The organism is Acinetobacter puyangensis, assembly GCF_900096995.1.
Lineage (GTDB): Bacteria > Pseudomonadota > Gammaproteobacteria > Pseudomonadales > Moraxellaceae > Acinetobacter > Acinetobacter puyangensis.
In genome coordinates this window covers 20,869-37,603 of sequence record NZ_OANT01000009.1, presented here as the reverse complement: position 1 = coordinate 37,603, position 16,735 = coordinate 20,869, and the positions used below count along the sequence as shown (strand labels likewise).

12 protein-coding genes are annotated in these 16,735 nt (G+C 36.5%); 7 read left to right on the top strand and 5 right to left on the bottom strand.

The annotated features are described in order from the left end of the window. The 3 genes from CRO21_RS14075 to CRO21_RS14065 all read left to right on the top strand — a co-directional run bounded on the left by CRO21_RS14075 (position 1) and on the right by CRO21_RS14065 (position 4,436). On the top strand, positions 1 to 1,131 hold the full coding sequence (locus CRO21_RS14075; protein WP_097079955.1) for an ABC transporter permease: 1,131 nt from the start codon (positions 1 to 3) through the stop codon (positions 1,129 to 1,131). 222 nt (positions 1,132 to 1,353) lie between these two features. Then, a complete protein-coding gene (locus CRO21_RS14070; RefSeq protein ID WP_097079954.1) occupies positions 1,354 to 2,991 on the top strand; it encodes a Na/Pi cotransporter family protein in 1,638 nt (545 codons plus the stop codon). Positions 2,992 to 3,005: 14 nt separating this feature from the next. Then, positions 3,006 to 4,436, top strand: a complete 1,431-nt coding sequence (locus tag CRO21_RS14065) for a phosphate--AMP phosphotransferase (protein ID WP_097079953.1) — start codon at positions 3,006 to 3,008, stop codon at positions 4,434 to 4,436. 46 nt (positions 4,437 to 4,482) lie between these two features. Here the strand turns inward: CRO21_RS14065 and CRO21_RS14060 are convergent, their stop codons facing one another. Further along, the gene (locus CRO21_RS14060; protein WP_097079952.1) at positions 4,483 to 5,355 is read right to left on the bottom strand and encodes a helix-turn-helix domain-containing protein; all 873 of its coding nucleotides are present in this window, start codon (positions 5,353 to 5,355) and stop codon (positions 4,483 to 4,485) included. A gap of 119 nt (positions 5,356 to 5,474) precedes the next feature. Between CRO21_RS14060 and CRO21_RS14055 the strand changes: the two genes are divergently transcribed. The 4 genes from CRO21_RS14055 (at position 5,475) to CRO21_RS14040 (ending at position 9,252) form a co-directional block, all read left to right on the top strand. After that, complete coding sequence (locus tag CRO21_RS14055; RefSeq protein ID WP_097079951.1) at positions 5,475 to 6,593, top strand: hypothetical protein; 1,119 nt, start codon at positions 5,475 to 5,477, stop codon at positions 6,591 to 6,593. Positions 6,594 to 6,759: 166 nt separating this feature from the next. Continuing rightward, entirely contained in the window at positions 6,760 to 7,185 is a 426-nt protein-coding gene (locus CRO21_RS14050) for a helix-turn-helix domain-containing protein (protein ID WP_097079950.1), read from the top strand. Positions 7,186 to 7,826: 641 nt separating this feature from the next. Beyond that, complete coding sequence (locus tag CRO21_RS14045) at positions 7,827 to 8,402, top strand: TetR/AcrR family transcriptional regulator (RefSeq protein WP_097079949.1); 576 nt, start codon at positions 7,827 to 7,829, stop codon at positions 8,400 to 8,402. 196 nt (positions 8,403 to 8,598) lie between these two features. Further along, the gene (locus tag CRO21_RS14040) at positions 8,599 to 9,252 is read left to right on the top strand and encodes a DUF3313 domain-containing protein (protein ID WP_097079948.1); all 654 of its coding nucleotides are present in this window, start codon (positions 8,599 to 8,601) and stop codon (positions 9,250 to 9,252) included. A gap of 120 nt (positions 9,253 to 9,372) precedes the next feature. On the opposite strand, the gene mutS is transcribed toward CRO21_RS14040, so the two are convergent. From mutS to CRO21_RS14020, 4 genes are all read right to left on the bottom strand, one after another. Continuing rightward, positions 9,373 to 12,000 carry a DNA mismatch repair protein MutS gene (gene mutS / locus CRO21_RS14035; RefSeq protein ID WP_097079947.1) on the bottom strand — a complete coding sequence of 876 codons (2,628 nt, stop codon included), beginning with the start codon at positions 11,998 to 12,000 and terminating at the stop codon, positions 9,373 to 9,375. A 458-nt stretch (positions 12,001 to 12,458) separates the two neighbouring features. After that, positions 12,459 to 13,994, bottom strand: coding sequence for an ABC transporter substrate-binding protein (locus CRO21_RS14030; protein WP_171294060.1), 1,536 nt, complete (start codon positions 13,992 to 13,994; stop codon positions 12,459 to 12,461). A gap of 2 nt (positions 13,995 to 13,996) precedes the next feature. After that, positions 13,997 to 15,874, bottom strand: a complete 1,878-nt coding sequence (locus tag CRO21_RS14025) for an ABC transporter ATP-binding protein (protein ID WP_097079945.1) — start codon at positions 15,872 to 15,874, stop codon at positions 13,997 to 13,999. Continuing rightward, a complete protein-coding gene (locus CRO21_RS14020; protein ID WP_097079944.1) occupies positions 15,871 to 16,734 on the bottom strand; it encodes an ABC transporter permease in 864 nt (287 codons plus the stop codon). The genes CRO21_RS14025 and CRO21_RS14020 overlap by 4 nt, the downstream gene beginning before the upstream one ends. Position 16,735 lies beyond the last annotated feature (1 nt).

Genomic DNA, 16,735 nt, shown 5'->3' with positions numbered 1-16,735 from the left:
ATGTTCTGGAAAAAACTAGAAAATATTTACAGACTTGGCGTTAAGGAACTCTGGAGTCTGTGGCGGGATCCTGCCATGTTGTTTCTGATTATTTTTATTTTCACGTTTGCGGTTTATTCGTCTGCATCATCGACACCTGAAACCTTGAATAATGCACCGATTGCGATTGTGGATGAAGACCAGTCACCACTTTCCCAGCGTATTGTGTCTGCATTTTATCCGCCTTATTTTACTCAGCCTGAAATGATTAATATTAATGAAATGGATACAGGAATGGATGCAGGACAGTATACCTTTGCCTTAAATATCCCTGCAAATTTTCAGCGAGATGTGCTGGCTGGCAAGAGTTCTGCACTACAACTGAATGTGGATGCAACGCGTATGACACAGGCATTTTCTGGTAGTGGTTATATTCAACAAATTATTCAGTCGGAAGTAAATGAATTTGTTGCAGGTTATCGAACCACCAGTGTCTTACCTGTTGAGCTTGAGCTGAGAGCACAGTTTAATCCGGCCTTAGAAAAAAAATGGTTTGGTTCGTTGATGCAGATTGTCAATAACGTCACCATGTTATCGATTATCCTGACGGGGGCGGCACTGATTCGTGAACGGGAACATGGTACGGTTGAGCATCTATTGGTGATGCCTGTAACGGTTTTTGAAATTATGCTGGCCAAAATCTGGTCGATGGGGTTGGTGGTACTCGTTGCATCTTCTGCATCTTTATATTTTGTGGTCATGGGAATATTGGATATTCCTGTGCAGGGATCAGTTGCCTTGTTTATTTGTGGTGCAGCATTATCATTATTTGCGACAACGTCTATGGGAATTTTTTTGGCCACTGTGGCCAAATCCATGCCGCAGTTTGGATTATTAATTGTTTTGATTTTAATGCCATTACAAATGTTATCTGGAGGAACTACGCCCAGAGAAAATATGCCGGACATGGTACAAAATATTATGTTCTTTGCACCGACTACACATTTTGTTGATATTGGACAAGCGATTTTGTTTAGAGGGGCGGGTATAGACGTTGTGTGGAAGCCTTTTTTATTCATGATATTAATCGGTATGGTATTTTTCTATTTTTCTTTCAAACGATTTAAAGAGACGATTCATACCATGGCGTGATTTTGAATATCTATGAAAAAATAGTTAGGGCTAAGAACGATAATGAATGCTATTTATTTCATAACCTAGCATTCATTGATTTAATGCTGTCTGGATTAGTCATTCAAGATGTTTTAATTTTGTTCAAGGTGTTGATTTAAAATTATTCCTTAATAATGGATATGGCGGAGATTTTTTGATGTAGAAATTTGTCCTCCTATAAAAGAAGGAAGTGGGATAAAAATGTTTCAGAGCATTGCACAACTATGTGGTGGCATCGGATTATTTTTAATCGGCATGACATTAATGACAGACAATTTGAAAAACATTGCAGGTGATACTTTAAGGCAATGGCTGACCAAATTTACCAGTACACCATTTAAAGCGATGTTGTCTGGTATGGGTTTAACACTATTGGTACAGTCTTCGACCGCAACTATTGTGACGACAATTGGTTTTGTCAGTGCTGGTGCATTGAACTTTGCACAAGCGATAGGTGTGGTAATTGGTGCAAATATTGGTACCACCAGTACCGGCTGGATAGTTGCTTTACTTGGTGTTAAGTTTTCTCTTGCGATGTTTGCCTTACCATTAATTGGGTTAGGCGCAATCATGCGTTTATTGTTGAAGGGAAAAGCAGCTTTATTCGGTTTCGTGATTGCTGGTTTTGGTTTATTGTTTTTTGGTATTGATATCCTGCAAACGGCAATGTCCGATTTTTCACAGAATATAGATTTGTCTTTTCTTGGTTATCGGAACCTATGGTCGAAATTATTACTGGTATTGATTGGCATCATTTTGGCCGTTATTCTTCAATCGTCAAGTGCCACAGTCACTGCAACATTAGCTGCTGTGGCAACGGGAACCATTGATTTATCACAGGCAATGTATTTAGTTATCGGACAAAATGTGGGTGCCGTGAGTATTACTGTGTTGTCGGTAATTGGTGCATCAGTCGAAGTTAAACGTACGGTTGCCGTAAATGTTATTTTTAATATAGTCAGTGCAATTGCTGCTTTTTTTGTGCTCGTGCCTTTATTTATCTGGGGGTATCAGTATACCTGGATGGGTTCTTTAGATGCCGTGATTGTCCTTGCCGCTTTTCACACCGCCTTTAGCGTATTTGGCGCATTACTGATGATGCCTAATTTAACAAAAATAGAATGCCATATTGTAAAAGTATTGCCCGATACATCGCCTTCAGTTCTAAAGTATTTATCAGATGCAAGTCTAGAACACTCAACGACTGCTCTTCAGGCAGCAGAGCGGGTGATTTATATTACTTTATTTAATATTTTTTCCATTTTTAATCACGCAATTCGTGATGATTTACTGCCTAATCACTTAAAATTGAGACAAATTGATGATGTCATTCAACATTTAAATACTTTTTTGGAAAAAATAATTGTACCTGAAAAACAATTTGATAAATTACGTTATCTGACTTTATTAAGGGTCACTGTTTACTTGCGTGTATTACGTAGTGATCTGGAAACGATTAAAAATATCAGATTAATTCGGACGCAGCCTATCATGTATCAACTGGCCTTGGATTATTCAAATATTTTAGAAAATCATATTCATGACATAAATACGTTTGGTTCTCGTGAAAATATTTCTGATTTAAGAACGGAGCTAAGCCATTTAAAAAAATGGACATCTGTACATCGTGTCGAAACTAGAAATCATTTGCAGGAATATGCTGTTAAACAGCAGTTAAGTGCTGCTAAAAATCTTGAATTACTGTCATGCCAACGTTGGATAGAGCGAGTAATTGCTCATACCTATAAATTTTCAAATGTATTGTTCGAGAGTTTGACGGAAATTTATCAATCTGAGGATCCAACAGTGATAGAAGTCTTATATCATGACAAGCTCTAGAGGAAAAAATATCGATGTTAAAACCAAAAAAAAATGATTTAAAAAAAATTTCTCTGGATATAATAGAAGCACAATATGCGCTAAAAAATAGTCGGGGAAAAACCAATGCCAGAGCTTTATTGGTTCTGATAGGAGGTGTTGAGTTTTCCGGAAAAGGGCAGGCGATTCATCAATTAAGAGAGTTAATGGATCCACGTTATCTATATATTAAAGCCGATATTCCACAAAAATATGATCAGTATCAACCATTCTGGTTGCCGTATATTGCAGATTTGCCTAGCTATGGGCAAATCATGTTGTTTTATGGCAATTGGTATACAGATTTATTAGCATCACAATTTTCCAACCAGCAAAATTATTCAGAAAAACAGCTTTCTGGTATGTTATTACAAATTTCTGATTTTGAGCAATATCTAAAAAATCATGGGATTGATATTATCAAAGTCTGGTTTGATATATCTTGGGAATATTGTCAAGAATTTGTGAATGATCTGAATATCACTAAAGTCTTACATAAAGTACCCCATTTTGCATGGGATAATTTCCCCACAACCCAATGGCTCAACAAGCATTTGTTTAAGGAGATTGATCATATTCGAAAAAAATTTACTGCTGATTGGATTGTCATTAATAGTGAGCAACCAGAATTACGTAACTATCAATTTTCACAAATTATTTTAAAAGCATTAAAAGCACCGATTGAGATAGAACATAAATCATCATCTTTTGATTATCAATCTGCTGAATTATATCCAGAATTATTATTTTCTTCTCAAGAAAAAATGCAGAAAAAACATTATCAATGTCTATTAAAAAAATTGCAAAAAGAAATTGCAGAAGTTTTACGTTATGATTCTAGAAAAATTATTCTGTTATTTGAAGGGGTAGATGCAGCAGGTAAGGGTGGAATTATTAAACGGATTATCAAATATGTTAGTCCCTATGAATACAATATTCATTGTATTGCGAAGCCTGAGGATCATGAAAAGCATTATCCATATTTATGGCGATTTTATAATAAGTTAAGTAAAAAGTCAGCCATTCATATTTTTGATCGTAGCTGGTATGGTCGTGTTTTAGTAGAACGAGTAGAAGAACTGATTGAAGCTCAAGATTGGCAAAGTTCTTTTAAAGAAATCAATCAATTTGAGAAAATTTTAACCGATAATAATACTGTGATCATCAAATTTTGGTTAATGATCTCTAAAGAAGAACAACTAAAGCGTTTTGAAATGAGAGAGAATACGCCTCAGAAAAAATTTAAAATTACAGCTGAGGATTGGCGTAATCGGGAAAAATGGGATGACTATATTCAGGCTGCTTCTGATATGTTTTTTTATACGAGTACCAGTTATGCACCGTGGCATATTATTGCAACGGATGATAAATATACAGCACGTATTAAAATTCTGACAAGGATTTTGTTGAGTCTTAAGCAAGAGTAAGATTTAAATATTTAAAGCATATATTCATTAATAAGGTCTTTCTTTTTTAGTCACTAGAATGATTTCTATATTGACTGGGTGACATACTTGTATGACGTTTAAAATATTTTCCAAAAAATGTTTGAGATGGGAAGTTCATTTTATCACTGATTTGTTGTATTGACATAGGCGTAGATTTTAATAATACTTTACTTTCAGCAATAATATAGTTATCAATCCAGTCACTTGCAGCAATACCACTATTATCCTTAATCATTTTTGATAAATATTTGCTGCTCATGCCTAATTTTTCAGCATAAAAATTTAAGTGTCTGTGTTGATTATAATTTTTTTGCACTAAATCAATAAATTTTTCGAGAACAATTTCCTTTTTGTTATGAATAATATTTTTGCTTTGCATATGCATTTCATAACCTATTCCATAATAGAATGCACTGGTTAAATGTTTTGCAATTTTTAAACTCATCTCAGGATCTTTATGTAATATGGTTTTCTTAAGCATTCGATAATAATCAAGTAGTGCTAAAAATTCAGCCTGACTTATTTCAATACAAGGCTGATAATGGACATTTTGAAAGATGGAAAAACGGTTTTCAATACTCAAATTATCAGTAAATGTTTTGGACATAAAAATAAAAAAAAGTGTGCAATCATTATTGAATTGATCAAATTTTACCATTTGATTTGGCATTAAAATGATTAAACTGGGGCTAGATAGTTCAAATGAAGTTATACCAATGGAACCACAGAGGCGAGTAGGCTCACAAATGATGGCTATCGTGCAATCAGGTCTGAAAACTTTAAAAAACTCTGCAGGGAGAAATCTTGACTGAATAAGAGCGAAATCTTCCCCAAGAGAATTAATGACTAAATCTTCAAAATGATCATGTTTTGAAAATGGAAAAATGATGTCATTCATTTTCTTATCTGCATTGAAAGATAGAGAACTTTAGACCAATCATATAGGAGAAATGACCTTTCATACATAGTTATTCCCTTATAAATTATGAGATATTCTAAATAATTATGTAAAAAGATATGAAACCTTTATCCAAGATTGTAGAAAATCCAGAAGTAACGCTTGATATTGAAGGTCATGGTATTCCTGAGGATGCCAAAGAGGCGGCTTTTCTGGATTGGTTATGTTCTTTTGTTGCAACTGGTGATGATGGTAAAACATATTGGTTTGGTTGTTCACCGCTTTCACTTGCTGCGGAGCATCGTGACATGTGGCATTTTGAATTATGCTGGGACACGGGACAAGTTCGTCAATCACCACATTCAATTTATCAAATTGCAATCTTTCCTCCTGTAAATCTGACTGGTCAGCAGGTTTTTCCAGAAGGTACATTGCAAATTATTCGGTATACAGATGAGGTTCATATAACAGTTTCAGAACATTTTAAAGTGATTTGTAAATCTGATCATACTTGGCATTATTCTTTTAGTTATCCTGCTCAGGATTTTAAAGCGGAATTTATTCATGCAGGTGTAGGTTTTCCGACATGGTATGGTAAAGAGAAACCCTCCTATCTTACATCTCATAGTATTGCGTATGGCTATAATTGGTCTGGAAAAGTTCAAGGTAAATTTACTATTCAGGGAAAAGAAATTCACTTTAAAGGAAAAGGAATTCGTGAGCGTTATATTGCTGTAGATTCGTCAGCAGCAGAAATTGGTGGCTGGGAAGATTGGGGGTGGTTTCATTTTGATGAAGTATTTGGCAGTTTATATGAAATGCGTTTAGGTAATAAGGACTTCTCAATCAATCTGGTTGAAGAAAATCAATATTATTCTACTGGCACATTTAAAATTGAACATCAGCAATGGGCGTATCTTCCTCAACTTGGGGCATTTATTCCCACAGTTTATGTGGTAAATATAGAAACTGAAGCGGGTGTTTTAACATTTAGTGCCAAAGTTGTAGGTGCAACAGTATGGGGGGTAACCGGTCATGTCCCAGATAATCCAGTGGCAACATTAAATTGGAGTGAGGTTGCAGGTCAGTTTAAATATAAAGATGGTCGGGTCAAAGCATTAAGTAACGGTGCTGGTGGGGTTTCTATACGCCAATGGAAACCTTACCCTGCAATCTTTGGGGCAGAATTATTTGGTGAAACGGCTTCAGACAATTTTGCTCATTTTCAAACATTATAATAGTGATTTGATTTTCTCATGTGTAATCTCACTAAAAGGTTTGTTGGTACTTGTATTTGGTTTATTTATTCTAAATGACTATCGGTCTAGTATAAATCCATCATAGTCAAAAGCATATTTTGAAATCAAATTGTATATTGGTATTTGCATAGGCTAAATAACGAAAATGAGTGAAAAAATCTGCAAATATGAAATTACTGCGTATAATTTTGAGAAACTGTCTACGCAGGAGGAAAGTCTACGAGCAAAAATACGACTATTGATTCTACATCAATATTCATTAGGAAAAACCACTTCTGAAATATCTGAAAGCATGCATATTTCAAAACAGATTGTTTGGAAAATTCATCGTAAATATTTGCACTTAGGTTTATTCAGTATTTACGGTGAGCCCCATTTGAAGGGGAAGCCTTTAGATGCGTTTAATCTATGGATAATAGCTGAACAGGATAAGAGAAGAGAGAGAGGCTTAATTTGTGTTGACACTGTTGAATTAGCAAAAATGCGCTATGAAGCATTATGTAAGCGCGATGATATATCTCATGTAGTGCAACGTATAGGTGCAGACTGGATCTCTACCCTTCATTTATAGCCACAAAAAGAAATCAAGACACAATAAAATTTACGATATGAACGCCAAATGCAACTTTAATTTATCATTTATTATTCAAGAAATGTGCTCAATCAATTAGAGGAATATGTATAAGTTTTCGTTTTCTTCAAAAAATTAACTTGCCCTTGCATCGCAGTGCGACTCACCTTCAGTAGTTTGGCGAGGACGGCTTTTGGGGGGGGCTTTGCCCTTGCGACGTACACCTCATCTCATGCAATTTTTTGTTGGCGTAGACGACAAAAATTGCTAAAAGATAGATTTATTAAAAACTTATAAGTAAATTCAGTTTTATATAAAAGTTGAGATTGGTCTTATATCAATTATAGGTTATAAATGCATATTTTGAGCAGTTTATATAATTTTTCCATTGCCATTTCTTATTTAAGGCAATTTAAATTATAGCATTAATCAAGAAATCAAGAGGGGTAGAAGCATTTACTGGCCCTAGGTAAACAATGTACATTTGCTAATCTTTAACCGTCTCAGCTGCTCTGATTTAAATTTTACATTTACAGTTCATCACTTATAAATTTTTGTTTGCTTCATAAATCCTATATACTCTGCATTGAAAATAATGGAATATTTCTAATTTTGAACTTTTGGTATGCTGATCTAAATAAATGAAAAATAGTTTTCGTTCTGAACAATCTCGTAATCTGATTATCCAGTCAGCATTAACGATTATTGCACGTGATGGTGCAGCTAGACTCACTTTAGATGCGATCGCAAAAGAAAGTGGAATTAGCAAGGGAAGGTTGACCCATCACTTTAAAAATAAAGAAGAAATTATCAAAGCTTTATTAGAGCACCAAATAACGTATTTTGGTGCTCAACATCAGCAGCATCTTAAAGCGCTTGGTCGGGATCATGCAGAAGCCAATTTGATTGCTCAAATTTCAACTTTATATGAAATATATAGTAAGCCTGATCCGATTGCTTTTGCAATTTTGGGTGCATTAATGGAAAACCCAATGCTTCTTTTACCCACGTTGCAGAGAGATTCTGAAGTTATTCAGTCCATTAAAGCTGAGGCTGAAGATCCAGAATTGGCAATCTTGAGATGGATGGCAGCAAGAGGCTTAGCAATTTTTTCTCTATTGGGAGGGAATATTCTTTCGGAAAAAGAAAGTCAGAAATTATTTGAACGTTTAAAAGATAATAAACAGTGGCAGGCACTTAAGCATAATAAGATTTAATTAGACAATCCTTATTTAAGGATAAATTCTCCTGATTCAATAAATGCATCTTGAAGCACTCAATGTTAAGCAAAAAATTAAACTTATTTTATAAAAACAGACTAGACGGTTTTTTTATTAAGTGCTAATGTAATGAAATGGTTTGATGGGTAAAGCAAAGCATTTTTTAATCTTTTATGAGATAAGGTGGTGAGATATGAAAAAATTTAATCAGAATTTACTGGTATGTATGCTTACAGGCTTATTAACAGCATGTGCTACAACGAAACCTATAGCATATCGCCATCTTGCATCATCTCCATATTTAAAAGAAAATCATAATAAAAAAGAATATAAAGAGCCTTACGTCTATAAAACGGAAGTAAACTGGAAATCTTATAACCGAGCCATTATTGTTCCTGTAGAAATTTATCAAGGACAAGATCATCAATTTACTGACTTGGACAAGCAACAACAACAAGAACTTGCTCAGTATATGCAACAAAAATTTGAAGAAGCATTATCAAATCGTTTTCAGATGGTTTCTACACTTCAGCCCAAAACTTTAGTCATTAAATTAGTTTTAACAGGTGCAACTAAAACAAATACTTTTTTGGGTCCTATGACTAAATTTGATTTAGGAGGCTCACTATATAATGGTGTACAAAGTATTAGAGGAAAAGAAGGTGCTTTTATGGGGGCTGTAATGTATGTCGTTGAAATCTATGATGCAAAAAACCAACAGTTAATTGAAGCAAAAGTGGTGAAACAGTATCCCAATTCTTACAATATTGGCGCCAGTTTTGGTGCCTTAAAAGCCGCAAAAGTAGGGATAGAAAAGGGTGCGGAAGAGTTAGCTCACGATTTTTAAATGGTTCATATATTTCTTGGCTTGCTGTGAATAGACGACTTCATGATTTTTCTGAGGAATTTGATCAGAGACAAGAAGAAAATTGAATCTCCATAACCTTATTGTTTTAACACCAGCAGCTCAATTAAGCTGCTGTTTAAGTTGGTATAATGCATCAAGTGCTTGCCGAGGGGTTAAATTGTCGATATCCAGACCTTTTAACTCTTCTTCAACCTTTGAGGTTGCAGCAATTTCAACATATTCTACAATCGGCTCATTCACCACATCATCGGCAATTTGACTAAATAAATCTGCTTGTGGATGTTGAGGTAACAATTGCTGTTGATGTTCCAATTGCGATAATTTTTTTTGCGCGGTCTTAATCACATTTTGTGGAATACCTGCCAGTTTGGCGACTTGCAAACCATGACTTTGGCTGGCCGGACCTTTTTGTACTTTATGTAAAAGAATCAATTGCCCATTAATTTCTTTTGCAACAACATGATAATTATCAATGCCACTTTCCGAACCAAGCTCGGTGAGTTCAAAATAATGAGTTGCAAACATACATAAACATTTAATGCGTTTGGCCAAATCCAGCACACATGCCCATGCCAAAGACAAGCCATCATAGGTGCTGGTGCCTCGACCAACTTCATCCATCAATACCAAAGATTGATTGGTGGCATGATGCAGGATTTGTGCAGTTTCCGTCATTTCAACCATAAAAGTGGATTTTCCGGAAGATAAATCATCAGCCGAACCAATTCGGGTAAATATTCGGTCTATGCTACTCATTTTGGTGATTTGAGCGGGTACAAAGCTACCGCAATGTGCCAGTAGTACTATTAATGCAGTTTGGCGCATATAGGTTGATTTGCCACCCATGTTGGGACCGGTAATAATCGCCAAACGGTGCTGTGCATCCAGTTGAGTATCATTTTGCGCATACGGCGTTTTAATTAATGCTTCAACCACAGGATGGCGCCCAGCCTGAATATGAATACCCGCCTCAAGTTGAAATTCTGGTCGATTCCAATGCCGCAATCTTGCTTGTGCTGCCCAGTTGGCATACACATCTAACTCAGCAATTGCTCGACTCATGATTTGCAAGGACAGAATTTCTTCGCGTAATTCCTGTAAAAGTAATTCATACAGTGCTTTTTCACGGTTCAAAGCGCGTGATTCACTGGATAAAACTTTATCCTCAAATTCTTTTAATTCGGGCGTGATATAACGTTCTGCATTTTTAAGGGTTTGACGGCGAATAAAATGTGCCGGTGCCTGAGCTGCTTGTGCCCGAGTCAGTTCAATATAATAACCACTGACACGATTGTAGCCAATTTTTAAGGTATTAATGCCTGTCGTTTCACGTTCCCTTGTTTCCAAATCAACCAGATATTGTCCGGCATGATCACGAATTTTACGCAGTTCATCAAGTTCATGATCAAAACCTTCAGCAATCACACCACCTTCTCGTAGTAGTACAGGTGGCATTTCGACGATAGCAGCGGCCAGACGCTCATAAATATGATCGAACTGTCCCAACTCCTGTGCAATACGTTGCAAGGCTTGATCATGTTGCAAGGCTGGTTTTAACGCATGATGGACAAATGGAAGCTGGCCACAGGATTGACGTAATTGAACCAGATCGCGGGGACGAGCAGTGCCTAAAGCAATCCGAGATAATACACGTTCAATGTCGCCAATTTCTTTTAATACCAGACGTAATGGTTCTTCATGGAATCCTCTTAATAAGGTGTGTACTGCATTTAGACGTAATTCTAGTTGTGCTGTATCTCGGATTGGCTGGGTCAAATGACGTGCCAAAAGCCGTGCCCCCATAGCAGTTTTACAATCATTCACCAAATGAAAGAGGGAGGTGCCATGTTCAAATAATGGTTCAATAATTTCCAGATTACGTCGGGTGGTTGGATCCAGTGCAATGAATTGTTCAGGCTGTTCAACTTTAATACTGGTGAGATGAGGTAAAGCTGATTTTTGCGTTTCTTTGGCATAATGAATGAGTGCTGCCGCAGATGCTTGTGCTAGCTCCAGACCATCTAATCCAAAGCCGGCCAAAGACTTTACCGCAAATTGATCACATAAGGTTTTATAGGCATTTTTAAGATTAAAATCTACATTTGGACGGGTGGTAATCGGGCAGTCGATACTCTGTTTAATAAAATCGATAATATTTTTATCAACCAAATCTTCATCAATAATCAATTCATTCGGTGCAATACGCGCCATTTCCAGTCCGATTTGATCAGGCTTAAAATCCTGCTGTTGTACCCGAAAAAGACCTGCGCTCAAATCCAGAATGGCAATACCCATCTGATTTTGTTTAATTGATAATGCAACCAGATTGATATTTTGGGTGCTGCTTAATAGGGCATCATCGGTTAAAGTTCCCGGGGTTAAAATACGTACTACTTTGCGCTCAACAGGACCTTTACCGGTAACCTCACCCACTTGCTCACAAATTGCAACGGTTTGTCCAGCTTTAACCAGACGTGCCAGATAACCTTCGGCAGAGTGATATGGTACGCCAGCCATGGGAATCGGTTGACCATCAGATTTACCACGATGAGTCAGGGTGATGCCTAAAATTTTAACTGCACGACGGGCATCTTCAAAAAATAATTCGTAAAAATCGCCCATACGGTAAAATAGCAAAGCATGGGGATATTCTGCTTTAACTTCAAGGAATTGCCGCATCATAGGCGTGTGGGAGGATAAGTCTGGCTTGTTATTATTCGTACTCATTCTATTTAAATCCTTTATTTTTAAGCATGTTCAAGCCTTTATTCATAGATAGACTATCCATTAAAAAGTGGAGCGAAATTTAAATCTATATGTTTTTCTATAAAAGTAAAAAACATAAAGTTTTGAGTTTAAATGATGATGCGTTTCTTGATCAAGAATCAAAAATAAACATGCTGAAAGAATAGCAAATAATTGAATTGATCTGTAAATAATTAAAAGATTTAGCTCAATTGATCAACAAACGATAATTCGTAAAGCACTTTCAGATAGAGCGATTGAGAGAATGAAAGTAGCGGATTTTGATAAAGTATGACTGTCGAAGAAAAAACAGCATTAGATAATTTATTTAAAGAACTGGGTTTATCTGCCCAATTGGAAAGTAATTTGGCGCCATTAATTGCGCAAGGTGTAGTGGTGGCTGGATGAGTTTGAATGTGTAATATTAAATTGTATTCAAATTATACTCTCTTGATCAATTTCATATCCAGTATGCCATTTGCAGTTTCGGGAATATTCAGTGAATTACGTGACACAATCGCACTAAAATTTTGAAACAATGGAATGGAATATCCTTGGCTTACTTGCCAACGATCAAATTTTTTAAATGCCTGAATACGTGATGGCATATCTAATGCAGCCAGTGCAGGGGAGATATGGGTTTTTATGTCATCACTTTGCCATAGACTAAATGTAATATTAGGGTTCATTAAAAAACCTGAATAAGTTGATGGATCTCCTGTAGCTGGATTCCAGCCATATAATACAGGGCCGTCAAACTTATGTCCGTTTTGGTATGCAGTGATCATGGTTTGGGTCATGACATTAATTTTGGTTTTAATCCCGATATTGTTCCACATCTGCGCAATTGCTTTCACCAATTCCAAATCATTAGGCAGAATTCCTTTGGTTGTATAAATATTGAGTGGTTGCTGTTTGTTAAAATCAATACCCGATGCTCGCAGCAATTGTTTGGCATATGCAGGATTATATAACAGGCTAAAATTTTCATCATATGCCGGCATGCCAACGCCAGCAGGTGTATATATTGGGTTTGCGTGGCCTTGATAAAGCGCTTGTGAAAGTAAAGGCTTATTGATGGCGTAGTGTAAGGCAAGACGAACGCTTTTATCTTTTAAAATTCCTTGATTGACCAACTGCAATAACATGATCCCTGTTGTTGGTTGGAATTTTGCATCAAGCGCAGGTGTCTCTCCAAGTTTATGGGCAGTATAACTAGAAAAATTTAAACTTAAATCAACCTGTCCTGACTCAAGCATGACGGCTCTAGAAATATGATCTTTGACAATTAAAATATTTAATTGCGAAAAATACGGTTTACTCTGCCAATAGACTGGATTGGCTTCTAATACAATACGTTGTTCCGGTTGATATTCTACCAACTGGAATGGGCCAGAACCAATGGGCTTACGCCTAAATTGTTTTTCTCCTACTTTTAGATAATACTGATGCGGTAAAATATATGCAGGAATATCTGCCAACATTGAGATGGCGTTGACCATGGGGTATTGGAAATGTACAACAGCAGTATATAAATCCGGTAATTCTATTTTATCGATTGCACCCCAGATCCCTGCCAACAGGGTATTTGGCAAAAGTTTTACCCGATCAAAGAATGAAAACTTAAAATCCAAAGCTGTGAATAAATCTCCATTTTGAAAACGGATGTTATTTCTAAAATGCAATTTTAAACGTTGTCCATGTCGATCAAGCCATTGATAATCAGTCACAATACTCGGTGTCAGATTTAAGTTTTTATCGAGCTCTAATGGTTGATCAAATACACACTTGAGAATACTTGATTGTAAAGGCGTTGCCTGACTGGGTTCCCAGCCTGCAATATCTGTTGGATAGGCAATGTTTAAAATATTTTTATTGATATTCCTATGGGGCGGTTTGGATTTGATTAAGCCTAAAGAAGCGCCTGACAGTAATATGGCACTTAATCCCAAAAATTCTCGACGTGTTAAAGACATGATCATGCCTCCTGATAACGCATGTTGTCAGCATTGAATTGCTGCACTAAAGATCGTGTGTAGGGATGTTGGGGATTAAAAAAAACGGTTTTTGTTGGGCCTTGTTCTACGATATGACCTTTTTGCATCACGATGACTTTACTACATAAATAATTCACCACATTTAGATCATGCGAGATGAGTAGTAAAGCGATTTTATATTGATGTCTTAATTCTAAAAGAAGGTTGAGAATTTTGGCTTGGACTGAAACATCAAGACCGGACACAATTTCATCTGCAATCAGTAATTGTGGTGCATTGCATAAAGCTCTGCCAATATTAATCCTTTGCCGTTGTCCACCGGAAAGTTGTTGTGGATAACGATCGAGTAAATTTTCTGATAAATCGACTGCCTGAAGGAGTTCTTTGGCAATCCTATCCCGATCTTTATATAGATGGAGGCGGTATTCCATGTTTTGTGTCAGAATCTCTTTTACAGTGTAGGTTGGATTAAGTGCATGGTAATTATTTTGAAAAATCATTTGTAGGGATTGGATTATTGTTGACCAGCCTTGCTGCTTATTATGGAGTAATTGTTGATTTAAACGAATTTGACCCCGATCAAAATTTTCCAGACCCATCAAAACTTTTGCTAGTGTGGATTTGCCACTCCCACTTTCACCAATAATACCGACAAACTCACCTGGTACAATCGAAAAGCTGATATCGTGTAATACCTCCTGTTTTATTTGTCTAAACCATTTTTTGTAGTAATAGCTTTTATGTAGATTTTCAACAATAAAAAATGGTGTTGCCGTGCCTAATTGGGTAAATACATCATTTTCTGCTAATGTAGAAGAGCTTACTTCATTTTTTTGTGTCAACTCAATATCCACAACACAACGAGATAAATGTGGATTATGATCATGAGCTAAATTTTTTAATTTTATTGCATGATTTGAGCATATTGTTTCTTTATGATAGGGACAGCGATCATAGAATCGACATCCTGCTATATCTAATAAATCGAGTGGTGAGGGCATATGTCCCGAGAGTGGATGTAGCATTTGCCATTCCCGTTTAAACTGTGGACGGGCTCTTAATAATGCTTCGGTATAAGGATGTGATGGCTGAGTAAATAGTGTTTCTGCGGCAGCGTGTTCGATGACTTCTCCAGCATATAGTACGATAATATCATGACAAATTTCCGCAGCTAAAGGTAAATCATGGGTTACAAAAATAATGCTGGTTTGATGCATGTGTTGCATTTTTTGAATTAATTGAACCACTTTTTGACAATTCTCATGATCCAGTGCTGTTGTTACTTCATCACAGATCACCAACTTGGGGCGTGTAATAAAAGCCAAAGCGATCATAACGCGTTGACACATCCCACCAGAAAGCTGAGTAGGCAACTGATCTAAAATTTCTAATGATAAATTGACTTCCTGTAAAATTGATGCAATCAATCTTGAAAAATCATGATGTGGAATATTGGTCAGTTCAAGTTGTTCCTGTAAATGTCGGCGTACAGTTAATTTGGGATTAAGAGCAGTCATTGGATCCTGTGGAATAAATGTGACTTCTCGTCCTAGATAGTTCTGCTCAAATGTATCAATCGCCTGACCTAATAATGCTACTTTTCCGTTGGATTGTTTGAAATATTTGGGAAGCTGTTGAACAAGACTTTTTAATAGAATACTTTTTCCTGCGCCAGACTCTCCAACCAAGCCTAGACTTTTACCGGATAATAATGTGAAATTAATATCTTTTAAAATGGCAATATTGACGTTTTGATCATGTAAATCAATGGATAAATGGCTGACTTCAATGATAGGTTGAAGACAATCCACCTCTGGCATTTGATAAGATAAGGTTAAACTTGATTTATTCATATTCATGATTTATTCCCAAGCATTTGACCGTTGATTTTCTGTTGGTTTAAACCATCACTGAGCAATGTTGACACGAAAACCACAAAAATAATGCATAGCATTGGGGGAAGAACTAGCCAAGGGGCAGTAAAGACAGATTCAAGACCAGCAGCGATCATTCCTCCCCAAGAGGGCATTTCAGGTTGTACTGAAATACCCACAAAGGCAAGCGTACTTTCCACAACGACTGCAATACTCAGCTCAATTGAAATCAGCACCACAATGCTCGGTATTAAATTGGGTAAAATATCTTTAACAATAACATGAAGGTGGGAGGCACCAGCGATTCTTGCTGCTGCGATAAATTCACGCTGTTTGAGTTGCTTAGTTTCATTTAAGATGACTTTGCAAAATCGTGTCCAGTCCACTAGAACAATCGCAATAATAATATTGGTGAGTCCAGGTGATAATGCCACCATAATCAGTAATGCAAGCACTACCGCTGGGAAGGTCATCCACATTTCAACCACAGATGTAATTATTCTTTCAAATAGATGCTCAAAATAACCCGCACAGATTCCCAAAAAACAACCAATTAATGCGGTAAGTATAGCGGCTGCTATCGCTACAATCACCGCAACCTGAAAACCATATAGCAGTTGTGAAAGCTGGCATTGCCCTAAAATATTTGTGCCGAGAAGATATGACCATTGACCCTGTTCGAACCATACAGGTGGCAATAAAGCGTGCTGTAAATCCTGTTGGTTGGGATCATGTGGGCTAATCATTGGGGCTAAAATCGCAAGCAGAATAATCAACGACCATAGGCAAAGACCCACTTTAGTACGCCGATGTTGTAAACTTAATAATGTGCCATATCTTTTCACT